Genomic DNA, 18,655 nt, shown 5'->3' with positions numbered 1-18,655 from the left:
TCCTCGCGCCCATCAGAGGGCGCCCTTCGTGGAGGGCACCACGCCGGCGCTGCGCGGGTCGATCGCGGTGGCCTCGCGCAACGCGCGGGAGACCGCCTTGAACTGGGCCTCGACCACGTGGTGCGCGTCCGGGTGACCGCCGGGACGGGCCGCCCGCAGCACGTCGACGTGCAGCGTGACCCGGGCCGACTGGCCGAACGACTCCCAGATGTGCCGGGTCATGCTGGTCGGGTAGACCGGCCCGATGTACGGCGACAGCGCCGGCTCGTCGTGCACCACGTAGGGCCGGCCGGACAGGTCGACCGCGGCGCGGACCAGCACCTCGTCCATCGGGACGGTGGCCGAGCCGTACCGCCGGATGCCGGCCTTGTCGCCCAGCGCCCGGTCGAAGGCCGCGCCCAGCGCGAGCGCGGTGTCCTCCATCGTGTGGTGCGCGTCGATCTCCAGGTCGCCGACCGTGTGCACGGTCAGGTCGAAGCCGCCGTGCCGGGCGATCTGGTGGAGCATGTGGTCGTAGAAGCCGACGCCGGTCTCGATGTCGGCCTTGCCGGTGCCGTCCAGGTCGATCTCGACAAGCACCTTGGTCTCGTTGGTGACCCGCTCGATCCGGGCGGTGCGGTTCATGGCAGCTTCTCCATCGCGGACAGGAAGGCGTCAATCTCGGCCGGGGTTCCGGCGGTGACCCGCAGCCAGCCGGGCAGGCCGACGTCGCGGACCAGCACGCCGGCGTCGAGCAGGGTACGCCAGGCGGCGCCCTGGTCGCCGCCGACGGCGAAGAGCACGAAGTTGGCGTCGCTGTCGGCCACCCGGTGACCCCGCGTGCGCAGCTCGGCGACGATCCGGTCGCGCTGCTCCATGATCGCGGTGACGGTGCCGAGCAACGCGTCCCGGTGGGCCAGCGCCGCCCGGGCGGCGGCCTGGGTCAGCGCGGAGAGGTGGTAGGGCAGCCGGACCAGCTGCACCGCCGCCACCACCGCCGGGTCGGCGGCCAGGTAGCCCAGCCGGCCGCCGGCGAAGCCGAACGCCTTGCTCATGGTGCGGGTGACCACCAGCCGCGGGTGGTCGGGCAGCACGGCGAGCGCGCTGACCGTGCCGGGGCGGGCGAACTCGGCGTACGCCTCGTCCACCACCACCATGCCCGGCGCCTCGTCCAGCACGGCGGCGACCACCGACGGGTCGAGCGCGGTGCCGGTCGGGTTGTTCGGCGAGCAGAGGAAGACCACGTCCGGCCGGTGCGCGCGCACCTGGGCGACCGCGTCGGCGGCGGTGAGCCCGAAGTCGGCGCCCCGGACGCCCGGGATCCAGCCGGTGCCGGTGCCGAGCGCCAGCAGCGGGTGCATCGAGTAGGCCGGGGTGAAGCCGAGCGCGGTGCGACCCGGGCCACCGAACGCCTGCAACAACTGCTGCTGGATCTCGTTGGAGCCGTTGGCCGCCCACACGTGGTCGACGGTCAGCCCGTGGCCCAGGTAGCCGGCCAGGTCGGCGCGGAGCGCCACGGCGTCCCGGTCCGGGTAGCGGTTGAGGTCGCGCAGCTCGGCCGCGACGGCCTTGCCGATCGCCTCCACCACCGGCTCCGGCACCGGGTAGGAGTTCTCGTTGGTGTTCAGCCGCACCGCCACGTCGAGCTGCGGCGCCCCGTACGGCGTGCGGCCCCGCAGGTCGTCGCGGATCGGCAGGTCGTCGAGCGTGGTCACGACACGCCCCCGGGGAAGCGGACGCTGACCGCCTGGCCGTGTGCCGGCAGGTCCTCCACGCCGGCCAGCGTGACCACGTGCGGGGCCACCTCGCGCAGCGCCTGCTCGGTGTATTCGACCAGGTGCACCCCGCGCAGGAAGGACTGCACGGACAGGCCCGAGGAGTGCCGGGCGCAGCCGCCGGTGGGCAGCACGTGGTTGGAGCCGGCGCAGTAGTCGCCGAGCGACACCGGCGACCAGGCGCCCACGAAGATCGCGCCGGCGTTGCGCACCCGCAACGCCCACTCGCGGGGGTTCTCGGTCTGGATCTCCAGGTGCTCGGCCGCGTACGCGTCGACCACCCGCAGCCCGGCCTCCAGGTCGTCGACGAGGACCACACCGCTCTGCTCGCCGCGCAGCGCGGTGCCGATCCGCTCGGCGTGCTTGGCGGCCGGCACCTGTCGGGCCAGCTCGGCGTCGACCGCGTCGGCCAGCTCGGCCGACGGGGTGACCAGCACGCTGGCCGCGAGCGGGTCGTGCTCGGCCTGGCTGACCAGGTCGGCGGCGACGTGCGCCGGGTCGGCGGTGTGGTCGGCCAGGATCGCGATCTCGGTCGGGCCGGCCTCGGCGTCGATGCCGACCACGCCGCGCAGCAGCCGCTTCGCGGCGGTGACCCAGATGTTGCCCGGGCCGGTGATCATGTCGACCGGGTCGCAGCGCTGCTCACCGGCCGGGTCGACGGTGGCCCCGTACGCGAGCATGGCCACCGCGTGGGCGCCGCCGACCGCGTACACCTCGTCGACGCCGAGCAGCGCGCAGGCCGCCAGGACCCGACGGTCCGGCAGGCCGCCGTTCTCCTTCTGCGGCGGGCTCACCACCACCAGCGAGCGCACCCCGGCCGCCTGCGCCGGGACGACGTTCATCACCACTGTCGACGGGTACATGGCCAGGCCGCCGGGGACGTAGAGACCGACCCGGTCGACCGGCAGCCACCGCTCGGTCACCGTGCCGCCGGCGACCACCCGGGTGGTGTGGTCGGTGCGGCGCTGGTCGTCGTGGACCTTGCGGGCCCGGGTGATCGACTCCAGCAGCGCGGCGCGGACCTGCGGGTCCAGCTCGCCCTCGGCCGCGCGGATCACCTCGACCGGCACCCGCAGGTGCTCCGGGGAGACGCCGTCGAACCGCTCGCTGGCCTCGCGGATCGCCGGGTATCCATGCTCCCGGACCGCCTCGACGAGGGGACGGATCCGCTCGACCGCCACGGAGACGTCGAGCTGGGCACGGGGCAGCAGGCGGCGCGGGTCGCGTACCCCGCCGCGCAGGTCGATCCGAGTCAGCACGACTGCGAGTCTAGGCCGCCGCCGACCGACCCGGCCGGGCGCGCCCGCTCGCCGGGACGGTGAGCCGGGACACGCCGGCCGGGCGCGAGGGGGATACGCTCGATCACGTGAGCGCACGGCTGCCGGTGTTCCCGCTCGGGACCGTCCTCTTTCCCGGGCTGGTCCTTCCCCTGCACATCTTCGAGGAGCGCTACCAGGCGCTGGTGCGTCACCTGGTGGGGCTCCCCGAGGGCGCGCCCCGCGAGTTCGGCGTGGTGGCGATCCAGGCCGGCTGGGAGGTGGCGCAGGCCGGGCCGCCGGGGCGGGCCGCCGCCGGGCTGGCCGGCGGCGAGGTCACCCTGCACGAGGTGGGCTGCACCGCCGAGCTGCGGCAGGTCACCGAGCTGACCGACGGCGGGTTCGACATCGTCACGGTGGGCCGGCGGCGGTTCCGCATCGCCGAGATCGACGACGCCGCGGAGCCCTATCTCACCGCCGAGGTGGAGTGGCTGCCCGAGCCGGACGGCCCGGACGAGGTGGCCGACATGCTGGCGGCGCGGGTGATCTCGGTGTTCCGGCACTACCTCGGCCTGATCCGACCCGAGCAGGAGGAGATCTCCGAGCAGCTCCCGGAGGATCCGACCGTGCTGTCGCACCTGGTCGCGGCGACCGCCGCGCTGACCGTCGCCGACCGGCAACGGCTGCTCGCCATCGACGACACCCCCGATCGGCTCCGCGCCGAGCTGCGCCTGCTCAACCGGGAGACGGCGCTGCTGCGCCACGTGCGGGCCGTGCCGATGCCGCTCAGCGAGCTGGCGGGTCTTCCGGCGCCGAACTGATCCCCGGCGGCGGCGTCCGCCCGCCCTCGGGCGCGGGCGGGCCGTAGCCGCCGACGCCCGGCGCGGGCCAGCCGCCCTGGCCGGGCGGCCAGTCGCCGTCGGGCTCCGGCTCCGGGCGCAGCGACGGCCACCGCGACCAGCCGGCCAACAGGGTGTACGTGACGGCCGCGCCGAACGCCGCGAGCAGCAGGTTGCCGTGCGGCAGGGGCAGCGGGCCGAACCAGTCGACGCCGCCGGCGCGCAGTTCGGCGGGCTTGGTGAAGTCGGTGCCCGGCGGCGCGGTGTCCACCAGCCGCTGGAACGTGGCCAGCCCGATCCGGCGGCCGACCTGCCAGGCCACCACGGCCGCCCCGAGGCCGCCCAGGGTGGCCGCGAGCAGGCTCAACGGGCCCCGTCCGCGGCGCAACAGCACCCACAGGGCGATGGCGGTCAGGACCCCGAAGCCGAGCGCGAGGAGGCTGAACCAACCGTCGGCCGCGATCGGCTGCTCCGGCTGCGGAACGGCGTAGACCGCGCCGTCCGGGGTCTGCCGCACCGGCGTGCCCGGCGCCAGCCACGCCCAGAGCAGCCCCAGCGGCACACCGAGCACGGTGAGCAGCGCCGTCACGCCGAGAGCCGTCGTCACCGCCCGGCCGCCGCCGCGACGCGCGACGGTCGTCCCCGGCGACGGCGCGAACGGGCCCGGCGGATGACCCGCCCACGGTTCGGCGCCGGGCGCCCGTCCCGTCGGACCCTGGTGACCGGCGGGCCCGTCCGTGCCGGTCGTCCCCTCCGTCGGGCGCGCGGGCGCGGCGGGCGGCCCGGCCGGGGTCGCCTCGGCGGGCGGGCGACCGGCGGTGCGGGGACGGTCGGCGGTCCGCTCGGGATCAGGGGTGTCCGGGCTCACCCGGTGATCCTCTCAGGCGCGGGCGCGGCGTGGGGCGGTGGTCGGCGGTCAGCGCGCGAACGGCTCCAGCATCATCGCGGCGGCCTTCAGCCAGGCGGCGCGGGTCTCCGCCTGGAGCTGGGGATACTCGATCGAGGAGCCGGTCTCCAGCGCCGGGTCGTAGGGCACCACGGCGACCGCCCGGGTGCGGGTGGCGAAGTGCCGCTCCAGGTCGTCCTGCAGCGCGCTGCGCCCCGGGGTCGGGCAGGAGATCAGCGTGACCGCGTTGTCGGCCAGCTCACCCATGCCCACCTCGTGCAGCAGGTCGAGCATCCAGTCGGCGCTGAAGGCGGCGTCCTCACGCGGCACGGTGGTGACCACGAGCTGGTCGGCCGCCTGCATGACGGTGCGCCAGTTCGGGCTCTCCACGTTGTTGCCGGTGTCCACGCAGACCACCTCGTGGGTGCGGCGCAGCAGCTCCAGCACCCGCTTGACGGTGAACTGGTCGAGCCGCTGGGCGAAGCGCGGGCTCTCCTCGCCGGCCAGCACGTCGTACGAGCCGTCGGAGGCGTGCCGCAGGTAGTCGTCGAGGTGCGACAGCAGCGTGTCGCCCTCGAGGATCTCGATCTGCGCGAGATCCTGCACCAGGTGCCGGATGGTGCGCGCGTGCCGGGCGCTGCCGGCGCGCAGGCCGAGGGTGCCCCGCAGCTCGTTGTCGTCCCAGGCGAGCACGCCACGCCCACGTACGCTGCCCACGCTGGCCGCGGCGAGCACGGTGGCGGTGGTCTTGTGCACGCCGCCCTTGGGGTTGGCGAAGGCGAGCACCCGGGGGGTGCCCAGCTCGCGGCGGAGCACCCCGGTGGCCCGTTCCAGCTCGGCGTCCGGTTCGGCGGCCCGCCATCGCGCCCGCGCCGCGTCGATCCGGCCCGGGCGGCCCTCCACCGGCCGGCGCGGGGCGGGCACCACCGGTTGCTCCGGCGTCGCCGGGATCTCCGGCCGGTACCGGCCGCGGTCCAGCAGGGCGTAGCGGGACTCCGGCGGGGGCGCCGCCGGGCGGTAGCCGCCGTCGAGAAGGGAGTATCGCGACTCGACCGGCGCCTCGACCCGCCCGCGCGGTTCCGGGTCGGCGCGCCAGGACGGCTCGACCGAGGGCTCCGCGGGGTAGGCCGGGTCGGCGCGCCAGGACGGCTCCGCCGACGGCTCCGCCGGGTAGGTCGGCTCGGCGCGCCACGACGGCTCGGCCCGGGGTTCCGGCGCGTAGCTCGGATCGGCGCGCCAGGACGGTTCGGCCGCCGGGTCCGGATCGGTGCGGTACGCCGGCTCGGCCCGGTAGGCCGGCTCGCCGTCGTAGCGGGGGTCGGCGCGGAAGGCCGGGTCGACCCGGAAGGTGGCCTCGGCCCGGTAGCCGGGCTCGGTGCCGTACGACCCGTCGGCGGCCCGACCGACCGCGGCGGCGCGCCCGGTCCAGCCGGTGCCGGCGCCACGGCGGGGCAGCGGGTCGGGGGGCGGCACCGGGCTCTCCTCGACGCGCCGGTCGGCGTCGGTGTGCTCCGCGCCGCGACCGCCGAGCCGGGCCCGGTCGAGCAGCGCCCGCCACCGCGGTGCCGGCTCGCCCTGCCGACCCCAGCCGGTCTCGCTGCCGTCCAAGGATTCGCCCCTCCCCCAGCCCATCGATCTCCGCCTGACAGGCTACGAACGAAACCCTATTCGGACCACTCCCCGCGCCGCACATCGCCCGGTGGCTCTGCTCACCGTGGCACCCGCCGGACGGCCGCGTGCCCGGGCGTCTCAGGAGGTGGGAGCGGGATTGGGCGGGACGGAACCGGCGACGCGCGGCCGACCGGGCGGTGAAGGCACGCTCACTGTCGGTGCAGCTTCCGACGAATCGCCCATTCCGCCGCCGGCGTCCGGCCCGGTGTCGGCCGGTGGCCGGGCCACGTCGCGCTGCTCGGGCAGCGGCGGGGTGAACACGCTCCGGTCCAACCGGATCACCTCCGGCGCCGGGTCCACCACCCGCACGCCCGAACGCGTGGCGAGCGCGCGCAACGCGTCCGGGGCGCCGCGCACCACGGCGGCGTAGACGCAGGAGCACCCGCTCCGGTAGCCGGCCGCCTCGCGTTCCGCGACCGACGCGTCGGTCTCGTACCGCCGCCGCAGCCCGGGATCGGCGGAGGCCGCCGGGGCGGCGGCGCGGGCCCGGTAGTCCGCGGCCTCCCGGTCCTTGCGCCCGGCCACCGCGACCATCCCGCCGACCACGTCGTCGGGCAGGCGCAGTGCGGCGATCCGGACGATCTCGGTCTGCCGCCCCGGCAGCGGCACCCGCGCGACCACCGCCGACACCGGCGTGCCGGCCAGCGTGGCCGACACCCGGGCCGGCGTCAGGTAGGCGCCGAACGAGACCAGGGCGTAGCCGTCCGGCGCGTCGAGCCGGGCCAACTCGTCGCCGGCGGCCCGCAGGTACGCCGGGACGGAACCGCCGTCGGCCACCCCGACGCGGGTCACCTCGCCGACCGTGCGGTCCCCCACCGGCCGGTCCCGCCGCTGCGCCACCGCGACCACCAGCACCACCAGCGCGCACCCGAGCGCGAGCCAGCTCAGCACGGCGGACCGGGAGCGGCGCGGCGGCACGGCGTCGTCGTCGCTCACGGTCAGTCGCGCAGGATCTCCAGCGCGCGGGCCAGGTCGTCCGGATAGTCGCTGACGAACGTGACCTCCTCGCCGGTGCGCGGGTGCCGGAAGCTCAGCGACCGGGCGTGCAGCCACTGCCGGGACAGCCCGAGCCGGGCCGAGAGGGTCGGGTCGGCGCCGTAGGTCAGGTCACCCACGCAGGGGTGCCGCAGCGTCGAGAGGTGCACCCGGATCTGGTGCGTCCGCCCGGTCTCCAACCGCACGTCGAGGAGGCTGGCCGACGGGAACGCCTCCATCGTGTCGTAGTGGGTGACGCTCGGCTTGCCGCCGGAGACCACCGCCCAGCGGTAGTCGTGGTGCGGGTGCCTGTCGATCGGCGCGTCGATGGTGCCGCGCAGCGGGTCCGGGTGGCCCTGCACCACGGCGTGGTAGCGCTTCTCCACCTCGCGTTCCTTGAACGCCCGCTTCAACGCGGTGTAGGCCAGCTCGCTCTTGGCCACCGCCATGATCCCGGTGGTGCCCACGTCGAGCCGGTGCACCACGCCCTGCCGCTCGGCGGCGCCGCTGGTGGAGATCCGGTGCCCGATGCCGGCCAGCCCGCCGATCACGGTCGGGCCGGTCCAGCCGGGGCTCGGGTGCGCCGCCACGCCGACCGGCTTGTCCACCACCACGATGTCGTCGTCGGCGTAGACCACGGTCAGGCCGGGCACGGCCTGCGGCACCACGGTCGGCGGGGCGGCCGGGGCGGGCAGCGTGACCTCCAGCCAGGCGCCGGCCTTGACCTTGTGCGAGTTGGCCCGGGCCACGCCGTCGACCAGCGCGTCGCCGGCGTCCACCAGCGCCGCCGCGGCGGTGCGGGACAGCCCGAAGAGCCGGGACACCGCCTGGTCCAGCCGCATGCCGTCGAGGCCGTCCGGGACCGGCAGGGAGCGCTGGTCGCCGCCGGTGGCGTACCCGGCGGTCACGCGCGCTCCCGCTCGTCGGCCGGGGCGTCGACGGCGGCGGCCTCGGCGCGGGCCCGGGAGCCGTCGCGCTGCCGGCCGGTCAACTCCAGGAAGACCGCGAGCACCACGCCGCAGCACAGCGAGCTGTCGGCCAGGTTGAACACCGGGTAGTGCTCGCCGTACGGGCCGAACAGGCTGATCATGTCGACCACGTGGCCGACGAAGTGCCCGGGCGCGCGGAAGATCCGGTCGGTGAGGTTGCCCAGCGCGCCGCCCAGCACCAGGCCCAGCGACACCGCCCAGGGCAGCGAGCGCAGCCGCAGCGCCATCCAGCCGATCCAGCCGATCACCGCGAACGTGATCAGCGGGAAGATCCAGGTGTGGTCGGCGCCGATGCTCCAGGCGGCGCCGCTGTTGCGGGTGAGGGTGAAGTAGACGGCACCGCCGAGCACCGACACCGGCTCCCGGCCGGGCAGCTCGGTGAGGGCGAGCTGCTTCGTGCCCAGGTCCGCCAGGAGCGAGACGAGGGAGATGCCGAGCAGCAGGCCGACCGCCCTGCGGCGGGGCGTGCCGGCGCCTGTCTCGGTGGTGCCGGGCCCGGCGGGCGGTGCTGCGGTCATCTGCTCCCCATCGACGCTCGCGACGGTGGCGGTCACCGTCTGCCGTTCGGCCGCCGGGGAGCGGACGTCAGCGCCGCTCCTCCAGCTGCTTGCAGGTCACGCAGAGGGTGGCCGACGGGAACGCGGCGAGCCGCTCCACCGGGATCGGGTTGCCGCACCGCTCGCACCAGCCGTAGCCACCCTCGTCGAGCCGCTCCAGCGCGCGCTCGACCTGCGTGATCCGCTCCTTGATGCTGTTGGCGAGTGAGATCTCCTGCTCGCGCTCGAACGTCTTGGTGCCGGTGTCGGCCTGGTCGTCCCCGGCCGAGTCGGTCAGCCGGTCGCGCTGCAGCTCGGTGATCTCGCTCAGCGTCTGATCGTACTCGGCGTTGAGCTCGTCCCGGCGGGCCGCCAGCGCGGCCCGGATCTTCTCGGTCTCCGCCGCGCTGCGGGTGGCCTTCGCCACCGGCTTGCGGCCGGCGGTACTGGTGTCGGCTGGCTTCGCCATCGTCAGCTCCCTCAGCCGCGTGGCGCGGCGGTAAACGGTACGTGGGCAGGGGGCAGCGGCGCGTCCCCCGCGAACGGAACGGGGCACACGGCGACCTCGCCGCGCACTCCGGAGGTTGGCAAGAATACGGAACGTACAGGCGTCCGACAACGTGCCGCACCGTCGCTCCGGGTTTCCGCCCCGAACTGCCAGTAATCGGGGCAAAGGGAACGCTAGCAGATCAGCCGGTGCGGTCCTCGCCGTACTCCCCAAACCACCGGGCCAGGCGACCCCGCCGGCTCACCGCCCGCAACCGGCGCTCCGCCGCGTCCCGCACCCCGGCCGTGGCGACGATGAGCAGGCTGTCCCCCACCTTCAACCGGGTGTCCGGACCGGGCACGAAACCGACCCCGTCGCGCAGCACCAGCGTGACCGCGGCGCCCACCGGCAGCCGCAGCTCGTCCACGTGCACCCCGGCCAGCCGGGAACCGGACGGCACCTCCAGCTGGAGCAGGTCGGCCCGCATCCGCTCCAGCGGGGCGGTCTCCAGCAGGATCTCGCTCGCCTCGGCCGGCGCGGTCACCCCCAGCCGGCGGGCCGCCGGGGCGAGCGTGCCGGCCTGGAGCAGCGTGAAGATCACCACCAGGACGAAGACCGCGTCGAAGAGCCGGTCCGCCCCCGGCACCCGCAGCGACAGCGGGATGGTGGCCAGCACGATCGGCACCGCGCCCCGCAGGCCGGCCCAGGAGAGGAAGAGCTGCTCGCGCAACCCGACGCGGAACGGCAACGCGGAAACCGCCACCGACAGCGGCCGGGCGAACAGCAGCAGGGCCAGCCCGGTGATCACCGCCGGCAGCACCGCGGCGTCCAGCCGGCTCGGCGAGACGAGCAGGCCCAGCAGCACGAACAGGCCGATCTGGGCCAACCAGGCCAGCCCGTCGGCGAAACCGAGGATCGCCTGGCGGTGCGGGAGGCGGGAGTTGCCCAGCAGCACCCCGGCCACGTAGACCGCGAGGAAGCCCGAGGCGTGCAGCGCCGAGCCCGCCGCGTAGGCCAGGACGGTGAAGCCGACCACCGCGATCGGGTAGAGCCCGGCCGACGGCAGCGCGGCGCTGCGCAGCGCGTACCGGCCGGCCAGGCCCGCGCCCACCCCGACCGCCGCGCCGACCCCCAGCTCGTAACCGAGCAGCAGCACCTCGTACCACCACGGATGGGCGGCCGCCACCCCGGCGCGGGACAGCAGCAGCACCAGCAGGACCACCGGGGCGTCGTTCATCCCGGACTCGGCCTCCAGCGTGGCCACCAGGCGCGGCGGCAGGCGCAGCCGGCGCAGGGTGGCGAAGACCGCGGCGGCGTCAGTGGAGGAGAGCACCGCGCCGTAGAGCAGCGCCAACCGCCAGTCCAGGCCGAGCAGCAGGTGCACCACCACGCCGACGACCGCGATGCTCACCACCACGCCCACCGTGGAGAGCACGGCGGACAGGCCGAGCACCGGCCGCAGCAGGCTCCACCGCGCGCTCAGCCCACCCTCGGCGATGATCACGATGAGCGCGCAGAAGCCGAGCACCCGGGTCAGCTCGACGTCGTCGAACTCGATGCCGAGGCCGGCCTCGCCGATGAGCACGCCGAGCGCCAGGTAGACCAGCAGGCTGGGCACGCCGAGCCGGGTGGAGAAGCGCACCGCGCCCACCGCGACCAGGAGCACGGCGGCGCCCACCAGCAGCGCGAGGTTCAGCCCCGGGGTCATCGCCGACCGGCCCGCCGGTCGGTCACCCGGCGCTGCCGTCGCGCAGCCGGCGCAGCGCCTCGGGCAGCCCGTCGGCCGGACGCTCGACCAGGAACAGCTTGTCGCGGCTGGCCGCGCCGGAGCGCAGGGACACCGCCGCCGGCCGGACGCCGAGCGCGGCGGCCAGCGCCCGCCGGACCGCCTCGGTGGCCCGGCCGTCCACCGCCGGCGCGTGCACGGCGACGACCAGGGCGGGACCGTACGGCCCGTCGAACCGGCCGCCGACCCGGGTGCGGGACGCGCCGGGCTTCACGCGCACCGCGACGGTGAGCGGGGTGGCCGCGATCGTCATGGTCAGCGGGGCCGGGCGTCGGCGAGCAGGGTGGTGGCGGCCGCGCAGTGGGCGCACGGCGTGAAACCGAGCCCGACCGCCTCGGCCACCGGCAACGGCTCGTCCGGCCGGCCCACCAGGTGCGGGCAGTCGTCCAGGTGGAAGCGTGGGTGGCCGTCGATCACCCGGACCTCGTCGGAGAGCCGCGCCAACCGGGCGACCTGCCCGGCGGAGAGGAACTCGGCCGGCGGATCACCGTCGAACGGGCCGTCCGGCGCCGGCGAGGTGGGCGCCGGCTCGGCCACCGGCGAGTACGCGCCGCCGTGCGGCGTGTCCGGCTCGTACGGCTCGGCCACCGGTGAGTACGCGGCGGCTGCCGCGTCGTACGGCTCGACCACCGGCGACCCGGGCGGTTGCCGCCACCCGGGTCCACCGGCGCCGACCGTGGACGTGTGGTGCGGGACCGGGCTGACCGGCTCGTCCGCGGACGGGCCGGCGGGTGCGGTCCGGAGACGCGGGCCGGCTTCCCGACCCGCCGCGGCCCGGTTCGCGGCCGCCTGGCGGGCGAACGCGATGAAGGCGACGGCGGACAGCAGGCTGGCCGCGATCGAGACGATCAGCAACGAGCTGGACCCACCGGCCAGCCCGACCACCAGCAGCACAACCGCGACGAGGATGAGCAGGACGCTGGCGGCTATCACGGCTCACCCCCGGCCGCGTCGTGTCGGTCTGGTGCGGTCGGTGGCCGCCGCGGGGACGGCCACCGACATGGCTCAGCGGCCGGACTCGAGCGAGCCGCCGCGGCCCCCGCCGAAGGAACCGGCGAGACCGGCGGTGGCGAGACCGTTGCTGCCGCCGGCGGCACGGTTGCCCTCGCGGTTCATCTCGACCTCGATGCCCTGGCCGCGACCGTCGAGGTCACGCAGCTGGCTCTCCAGGTAGGCCTTGAGGCGGGTGCGGTACTCGCGCTCGAACTGCTTGAGCTCCTCGATGTGCTTCGACAGCGCGGTGCGCTTGGCGTCCAGGCCGCCCATGGCCTCCTGGTGCCGCTGGCGGGCGTCCCGCTCGAGGGCGTCGGCCTTGGCCCGCGCCTCGCGGGTGACCTCCTCGGCCTTGGACCGCGCCTCGGAGAGCAGGCTGTCGGCCTCGCGCCGGGCGTCGGAGACGTGGTCGTCGGCGGTGCGCTGGGCCATCATGAGCACGCGCAGCGCCTGCTGCTCGCCGTCACCGGTCACCCCCGCCGGGCCGCCCTGGGAGCGGACCTGCTCGAGCTCGGACTGCATCGCCCGGGCCGCCTGCTCGGCGGCCGCCTTGTCGCGCTGCACCCGGTCGAGCTGGGCCTTGACGTCGTTGAGCTCCGCCGCGAGCCGGGCGTCGCCGCCGGGGCCGGCGGGTGCGCCACCCCGACCGCCGCGCTCCACCTGGGCGCGCAGCTCGTTGTTCTCCTCGATCAGACGGGCCAGCTCACGCTCGACCTCGTCCAGGAAGGCGTCAACCTCCTCCTCGTCATACCCCCGCTTGCCGATCGGCGGCTTTTTGAAGGCGACGTTGTGGACGTCGGCCGGGGTCAGCGGCATCGAAACTCCTCGGGTCAGTTGCGGCCGCGAAAGCGCTCTGGTCAGGCGAACGCCACGATCAGGCGCTGTAACACGAACTCCATCAGCACGAACAGGATAACCAGGAGCACAAGGGAGGCCAGGTCGATGCTCACGGTACCAATTCGCAGTGGTGGGATCACACGCCTCAACGCGCGCAGGGGCGGATCAGTGACGCTCCACACGACTTCCAGTCCGGCCGATGCCCCCCGCCCCGGTTGCCACCGGCGACCGTAGGCCAGCACGGCCCCCAGCACAAATCGGGCCAAAAGGACGAGAAGGAAGAAGTAGAGCAGTAGATACAGCACCTGGAACAGGATCGACAACACGGCAGGCGACGTCCCTCGGTCGTGCGTGGTCAGCTCAGACTGAAAAAGCCGCCCTCAGCGATCTTGGCCTTGTCCTCCGCGGTGACCTGGACATTGGCCGGTGAGAGCAGGAACACCCGGTTGGTCACGCGCTCGATCGTACCGCGCAGGCCGAACGCGAGCCCGGCGGCGAAGTCAACCAGTCGGCGGGCGTCCGCCTCGTCCATCTCGGTGAGATTGATGATCACCGGCACCCCGTCCCGGAAGTGCTCGCCGATGGTCCGCGCCTCGCGGTAGGTGGTCGGGTGCAGCGTGGTGATCTGGTAACGCTGCTCGTCCTCCGGGGCCACCGCCCGCTCGCGCGGCGGGGCCTGCGGCGCCAGGGCGAGATTGTCACGGGTGTGGTAGGTCAGCGCGCCGGACGTCTCGCCGGTCGAGGACCGGGTGATCGACCGCACGCTTGAGCGCTCGGCGCGCTCCGGGCGGTCGAGGCGCTCGACCTCCGAGCGGTCGGTGTCGACCGAGCGGCTCGAGGCGCGCTCGGACAGCCGACCCCGGTCGCCGGCCCGGGTCCGGGGCGCCGGCGGCTCCTCCGACTCCTCGTCGTCCTCGTCGGCGAACTCCTCGGCGTACCGGCTCGACCGGTAGCGCGAGTCACGGTAGCCACCCTTGTCGTAGCCACCGTCCTCGTACGCCCGCTCGTCGTCCTCCTCGACGAGACCGAGCCAGACCCCCGCCTTGCGCAGTGCACCCATCCCCGCGCCCTTCCGTCCGCCATGCGGCACGCGCCCCCGTGCCGTGTCGCCTGATCACGAGTGGACGATCATGCCCACCGGACCGGATCGGCAATCCCCTGGCGCGCGGTTCGCGGCCCGCCCGCCACGGCCCCCGGCTACGGGAACGCCGTCCTGAACAACACTGATGTAATTTGCTTCCGTCGCGGCCAGGCTACCCCAGCGTGGGACGCATTCCGAGCAACGCGCTGCCGACGCGGACATGTGTCGCGCCGTGAGCGATCGCGCTCTCCAGGTCGCCGCTCATCCCCGCCGACAACGCCGCCGCGCCCGGATGATCCGCCCGCAGTCGCGCCGCCACCTCGGCCAACCGGGCGAACGCCCGGACCGGTTCCCAACCCAGCGGGGCCACCGCCATCAGGCCCGCCAACCGCAGCCCCGCCGCGCCGGCGACCGCCGCGGCCACCCGGTCGAGGCCCCGCTGCGGGTCGGCCCCGCCCGGCAGCGCCCCGCCCCGGGCCGGGTCGCCGTCGATGCTGACCTGCACCAGCACGTCCAACGGCCGGTCCCGGACGTCGGACGCGGCGGCGTCCAGCGCGGCGGCCAGCCGGACGCTGTCCACCGACTGCACCACGTCGGCGTACCGGACGACCGAGCGGGCCTTGTTGCGCTGCAGCTGGCCGATGAAGTGCCAGCGCGGGGCCGCGCCGGCGGCGGCCACCGCCGCCGCCTTGGGCGCCGCCTCCTGGTCACGGTTCTCCCCCACGTCGGTGACCCCGAGCCCGGCCAGCGCGACCACGTCGGCGGCCGGGTAGGTCTTGGTCACCGCGATCAGGGTGACCCCGTCGGGGTCCCGGCCGGCGGCCGCGCAGGCGTCGGCGACCCGGGCCCGCACCCGGGCCAGGCCGGCCGCGAGTTCGGCGCGACGCTCGGGTCGCACCGCGGTGGGTGAGTCCGTCATCGGCGCGGCTCAGGACCCGTTCTTGAGGAAGTCGGGCACGTCGACGTCGTCGAAGAGCACCCGGCGCGACGGCTGCTGCGGGGCCGGCATGGTGGCCGGCGGGCTCACCGGCGCACTCGGCTGGGCGGGCGGGTTCTGGTTGCTCTTGCGCGGCGGCTCGACCGCCTTGTAGGCGGGCGTGCCGCCGTCGAAGCCGGCCGCGATCACGGTCACCCGCACCTCGTCGCCGAGCGCGTCGTCGATGACCGCACCGAAAATGATGTTGGCATCCGGGTGGGCCGCGTCGGTGACCAGCTGCGCCGCGTCGTTGATCTCGAACAGGCCGAGGTCCGAGCCACCGGCGATGGAGAGCAGCACGCCGCGCGCGCCGTCCATGCTCTGCTCCAGCAGCGGGCTGGAGATGGCCGCCTCGGCCGCCTCGACCGCGCGGTTCTCGCCGCGGGCGCTGCCGATGCCCATCAGCGCGCTGCCGGCGCCGCTCATCACGCTCTTCACGTCGGCGAAGTCCAGGTTGATCAGGCCCGGCGTGGTGATCAGGTCGGTGATGCCCTGGACACCGGAGAGGAGCACCTGGTCCGCGGTGCGGAAGGCGTCCATCATCGAGATGTTGCGGTCGCCGAGGGCGAGCAGCCGGTCGTTCGGGATCACGATGAGGGTGTCGCACTGGTTGCGCAGTTCCTCGATGCCCGCCTCGGCCTGCACCTGCCGGCGCTTGCCCTCGAACGAGAACGGCCGGGTGACCACACCGATGGTCAGCGCGCCGAGCTTGCGGGCGATGTTCGCCACCACCGGCGCCCCGCCGGTGCCGGTGCCGCCGCCCTCGCCGCAGGTGACGAAGACCATGTCGGCGCCCTTGAGCACCTCCTCGATCTCGTCGCGGTGGTCCTCGGCGGCGTTCTTGCCGACGTCCGGGTTGGCGCCGGCGCCCAGCCCGCGGGTCAGCTCCCGGCCCACGTCCAGCTTGACGTCGGCGTCGCTCATCAGCAGTGCCTGCGCGTCGGTGTTGATCGCGATGAACTCGACGCCCTTGAGCCCAACCTCGATCATCCGGTTGACGGCGTTCACGCCGCCGCCCCCGATGCCGACGACCTTGATGACCGCCAGGTAGTTGTGCGGAGGTGTCATCTCCGGTCCTTTCCCTTCGAGATTGGCATGGGCCGACCCCACACGGCTTGGCCGGACCAGAGGAGAACCCTCACCCTCTACTAGAGGCTTAGAGTTATGTCAACCACTGATCTCTTCGGGGCAACGTATGCGCCGCCGCGCCAGGAGCCAAGGACCCCCTCCGGCGTGTCGCCGTTCGAGCGGCCCGCGACACACCGGCCGGTCGCTGACTCGCGGGTCACTGGAACGTGACCACGTCCGGCGCGCTGACGTCGATCCGGTCGGCCTTGCGCGGCAGCAGGGCGGTGGCCACCGAGGACTTGTCCGGGCTGCGCGAGGCGTCACCCCAGAAGACCTGCCGCTCCCCACGCAGCACCACCGTGATCCGGGCCAGCCCGGCCACGTCCACCGCGACCAGCTCGGCCCGCAGCTTCGCACCGAGCGCGGCGAGCACCGTCAGCCCGGCCCGGGTGCCCGGGTCGTCCGGGCCCGGCGCGGCGACCCGGATCAGCGGCAGCCCCTCGGGCGCGGTGTCCGCGCGCTGGAAGACCACGCCGGCCGCGTCGACGACGGCGAACCGCTCGCCCTGCGGCACCGCGGCCACCGGCACCCGCTCGACCACCGTGACGACGAGCGCGCCCGGCCAGTCCCGCTCCACCGTGGCCCGGGCCACCGGCGGCAGCGCGCCGACCCGGCGGGCGGTCGCGGCCAGGTCCACCCGGGCCAACGGCGTGTCGTCCGGCACCGCCGCCGCGTCCCGGATCTCCACCGGCGTGACCAGCCGCGCGCCGACCACCCGCACCTCCCGGACGCCGAACAGGCCGGTGCCCAGCACCGTCCAGGCGACCAGGGCGGCGACCGTGACCACCGCCGCGGCGACCGCCCACGGCAACGCCGCCCGCATCCGCCGCTGCCGGGCCCGCGCCATGAAGCGTCGGGTCGACGGCGGCACCGCGTCCGCGCCGGCCCGCACCAGCTGCCAGCGCCGGACCGGGCTGCGCCGCCCCGCCCCGCCGTCCTGGCCGGGGGTACGACCGCGGGCCGGGCCGGGGCTCATCCGGCGGTGGTCGCCGCGCCGTCCGGGCCGACGCCGGCACCCAGGGCGGTGGGGCCACCGGCACGGGCCAGCAGCGCGTCCAGCAACTGGTCACCCATCAGCGAGATCGGCGGGGCGCCCATGGTCACCACCACGTCGCCGGCGCGGGCCCGGCGGGCGACCTCGGCCGGCACGTCGTCCCACGCGTCGACGAAGACCTTCCGCTCCGCCGGCAGCGGCACCGCCTCGATCAGCGCGGCCGACCCCTCGCCGGGCTTACGCAGCTCACCGGGGCCGAAGACCTCCAGCAGGACCAGCTCGTCGGCGATGCCGAGCGCGGCGGCGATCTCCGCCTGCAGATCCCGGGTGCGGTAGAGCCGGTAGGGCTGGAAGACCACGATCAGCCGGCCGTCCCCGGCCACCTCCCGCAGCGTCTGCAGCGCCAACGTCATCGAGGTCGGGTGGTAGGCGTACTCGTCGTAGACCAGCACGCCGTCCGCGACGCCCTTGCGCTCGAAGCGCCGGCGCACGCCGGGGAACGCGCCGAGCGCGGCCTCCGCCGCCGCCACCGGCAGCTCCAGCAGGTACGCGCCGAGCACCGCGGCGGCGCTGTTGAGCGCCATGTGCCGGCCCGGGACCGGCAGCCGGATCTCGCCCAGCGACCGGCCCTCGACCTCGGCCAGGTAGCGCACGCCCTGCGCGGACGAGGTCACGTCGCTCATCCGCAGGTCCGCGTCGGCGGACTCGCCGTACGTCCACACCCGACGCCCCTCGGCCCGCAGCGTCTCGGCGAGCCGCCGCCCACCCGCGTCGTCGGCGCAGGTGACGACGAAACCGTCCGGGTCGGTGAGCCGGGCGAACTCGGCGAACGCCGCCTCCAGGGTGGCCAGGTCGCCGTAGGTGTTGAGGTGGTCCGCCTCGACGTTCGTGATGATCGACACGTACGGGCGGTAGATGAGGAACGAGCGGTCGCTCTCGTCCGCCTCGACCACGAAGTGCTCACCGGTGCCGTGGTGCGCGCCGGAGCCGACCTCGGAGATCTCCCCGCCGATGACGAAGGACGGATCGGCGCCGGCCTGCTGGAGCACCATCGTCACCATCGACGTGGTGGACGTCTTGCCGTGCGTGCCGGCCACCGCCACCGTGCGGCGGCCGGTCATCGCGGCCGCCAGCGCCTCGGAACGGTGCAGCACCCGCAGGCCCCGCCGGCGCGCCTCGACCATCTCCAGGTGGTCCTGCGGGATGGCGGTGGAGTAGACGACCGTGTCCACGCCGTCGAGGTTCGCCGCCTCGTGGCTCATGTGGATCGTCCCGCCCAGCGCCCGCAGCCCGGCCAGGGACGGCCACTCCCGCAGCTCGCTGCCGGAGACCGGCAGGCCCCGGGTGAGGAAGAGGCGGGCCAGCCCGGCCATCCCGACCCCGCCCACCCCGATCAGGTGGATCCGGCCCAGATCCTCCGCGGTCGTCGTGCCGGCGGGCGTGAACTGCGCGGTGTTCATGAGAGGT

General features: G+C 75.0%; 20 protein-coding genes. 1 reads left to right on the top strand and 19 read right to left on the bottom strand.

Annotation, left to right across the window (positions count from 1 at the left end):
* Nucleotides 1–12: 12 nt before the first annotated feature.
* The 3 genes from hisB to hisD are packed head-to-tail and all read right to left on the bottom strand — an operon-like array spanning nt 13 to nt 3,013.
* Entirely contained in the window at nt 13–624 is a 612-nt protein-coding gene (gene hisB, locus GA0070213_RS07765; protein WP_091059669.1) for an imidazoleglycerol-phosphate dehydratase HisB, read from the bottom strand.
* Nucleotides 621–1,694 carry a histidinol-phosphate transaminase gene (locus GA0070213_RS07760; RefSeq protein WP_091059664.1) on the bottom strand — a complete coding sequence of 358 codons (1,074 nt, stop codon included), beginning with the start codon at nt 1,692–1,694 and terminating at the stop codon, nt 621–623. Before GA0070213_RS07760 ends, hisB begins: the two co-directional genes overlap by 4 nt.
* Nucleotides 1,691–3,013, bottom strand: a complete 1,323-nt coding sequence (hisD, locus tag GA0070213_RS07755) for a histidinol dehydrogenase (protein ID WP_091059661.1) — start codon at nt 3,011–3,013, stop codon at nt 1,691–1,693. Before hisD ends, GA0070213_RS07760 begins: the two co-directional genes overlap by 4 nt.
* A 107-nt stretch (nt 3,014–3,120) precedes the next feature.
* On the opposite strand from hisD, the gene GA0070213_RS07750 reads away from it, so the two are divergent.
* Nucleotides 3,121–3,831: an LON peptidase substrate-binding domain-containing protein gene (locus GA0070213_RS07750; protein ID WP_091059658.1), complete on the top strand. Its 711-nt coding sequence runs from the start codon at nt 3,121–3,123 to the stop codon at nt 3,829–3,831.
* Here GA0070213_RS07750 and GA0070213_RS07745 read toward each other — a convergent pair.
* The 16 genes from GA0070213_RS07745 to murC all read right to left on the bottom strand — a co-directional run bounded on the left by GA0070213_RS07745 (nt 3,797) and on the right by murC (nt 18,648).
* The gene (locus GA0070213_RS07745; RefSeq protein WP_091059656.1) at nt 3,797–4,717 is read right to left on the bottom strand and encodes a DUF2567 domain-containing protein; all 921 of its coding nucleotides are present in this window, start codon (nt 4,715–4,717) and stop codon (nt 3,797–3,799) included. The genes GA0070213_RS07750 and GA0070213_RS07745 overlap by 35 nt on opposite strands.
* A 48-nt stretch (nt 4,718–4,765) precedes the next feature.
* On the bottom strand, nt 4,766–6,343 hold the full coding sequence (locus GA0070213_RS07740; RefSeq protein ID WP_091059653.1) for a MinD/ParA family ATP-binding protein: 1,578 nt from the start codon (nt 6,341–6,343) through the stop codon (nt 4,766–4,768).
* 141 nt (nt 6,344–6,484) lie between these two features.
* Entirely contained in the window at nt 6,485–7,342 is an 858-nt protein-coding gene (locus tag GA0070213_RS07735; RefSeq protein ID WP_091059650.1) for a hypothetical protein, read from the bottom strand.
* A 2-nt stretch (nt 7,343–7,344) separates the two neighbouring features.
* The gene (locus tag GA0070213_RS07730) at nt 7,345–8,289 is read right to left on the bottom strand and encodes an RluA family pseudouridine synthase (RefSeq protein WP_091059647.1); all 945 of its coding nucleotides are present in this window, start codon (nt 8,287–8,289) and stop codon (nt 7,345–7,347) included.
* Nucleotides 8,286–8,888, bottom strand: a complete 603-nt coding sequence (lspA, locus tag GA0070213_RS07725) for a signal peptidase II (protein WP_091060165.1) — start codon at nt 8,886–8,888, stop codon at nt 8,286–8,288. Before lspA ends, GA0070213_RS07730 begins: the two co-directional genes overlap by 4 nt.
* Nucleotides 8,889–8,955: 67 nt before the next feature.
* The gene (locus tag GA0070213_RS07720) at nt 8,956–9,375 is read right to left on the bottom strand and encodes a TraR/DksA family transcriptional regulator (RefSeq protein WP_091059644.1); all 420 of its coding nucleotides are present in this window, start codon (nt 9,373–9,375) and stop codon (nt 8,956–8,958) included.
* 220 nt (nt 9,376–9,595) lie between these two features.
* Nucleotides 9,596–11,101, bottom strand: a complete 1,506-nt coding sequence (locus tag GA0070213_RS07715; RefSeq protein WP_091059641.1) for a potassium/proton antiporter — start codon at nt 11,099–11,101, stop codon at nt 9,596–9,598.
* Nucleotides 11,102–11,123: 22 nt separating this feature from the next.
* Entirely contained in the window at nt 11,124–11,432 is a 309-nt protein-coding gene (locus GA0070213_RS07710; RefSeq protein ID WP_091059638.1) for a DUF167 domain-containing protein, read from the bottom strand.
* A gap of 2 nt (nt 11,433–11,434) precedes the next feature.
* The gene (locus GA0070213_RS07705; protein ID WP_091059635.1) at nt 11,435–12,112 is read right to left on the bottom strand and encodes a hypothetical protein; all 678 of its coding nucleotides are present in this window, start codon (nt 12,110–12,112) and stop codon (nt 11,435–11,437) included.
* 72 nt (nt 12,113–12,184) lie between these two features.
* Entirely contained in the window at nt 12,185–12,988 is an 804-nt protein-coding gene (locus GA0070213_RS07700; protein ID WP_091059631.1) for a DivIVA domain-containing protein, read from the bottom strand.
* A gap of 41 nt (nt 12,989–13,029) precedes the next feature.
* A complete protein-coding gene (locus GA0070213_RS07695; RefSeq protein WP_091059628.1) occupies nt 13,030–13,335 on the bottom strand; it encodes a YggT family protein in 306 nt (101 codons plus the stop codon).
* Between the two features lie 29 nt (nt 13,336–13,364).
* Nucleotides 13,365–14,069, bottom strand: a complete 705-nt coding sequence (locus tag GA0070213_RS07690) for a cell division protein SepF (protein ID WP_091059623.1) — start codon at nt 14,067–14,069, stop codon at nt 13,365–13,367.
* Nucleotides 14,070–14,262: 193 nt separating this feature from the next.
* On the bottom strand, nt 14,263–15,009 hold the full coding sequence (locus tag GA0070213_RS07685; RefSeq protein ID WP_091059620.1) for a YggS family pyridoxal phosphate-dependent enzyme: 747 nt from the start codon (nt 15,007–15,009) through the stop codon (nt 14,263–14,265).
* Nucleotides 15,010–15,018: 9 nt separating this feature from the next.
* Nucleotides 15,019–16,134 (bottom strand): cell division protein FtsZ, encoded by a 1,116-nt coding sequence (gene ftsZ / locus GA0070213_RS07680; RefSeq protein ID WP_091059616.1) that lies wholly within the window; start codon nt 16,132–16,134, stop codon nt 15,019–15,021.
* A gap of 217 nt (nt 16,135–16,351) precedes the next feature.
* The gene (locus GA0070213_RS07675) at nt 16,352–17,170 is read right to left on the bottom strand and encodes a cell division protein FtsQ/DivIB (RefSeq protein ID WP_091059613.1); all 819 of its coding nucleotides are present in this window, start codon (nt 17,168–17,170) and stop codon (nt 16,352–16,354) included.
* Nucleotides 17,167–18,648, bottom strand: coding sequence for a UDP-N-acetylmuramate--L-alanine ligase (gene murC, locus GA0070213_RS07670; RefSeq protein ID WP_091059610.1), 1,482 nt, complete (start codon nt 18,646–18,648; stop codon nt 17,167–17,169). The genes GA0070213_RS07675 and murC overlap by 4 nt, the downstream gene beginning before the upstream one ends.
* Nucleotides 18,649–18,655: the final 7 nt, after the last annotated feature.

The organism is Micromonospora humi, assembly GCF_900090105.1.
GTDB lineage: Bacteria > Actinomycetota > Actinomycetes > Mycobacteriales > Micromonosporaceae > Micromonospora > Micromonospora humi.
This window is presented reverse-complemented; position numbering and strand designations above follow the sequence as displayed.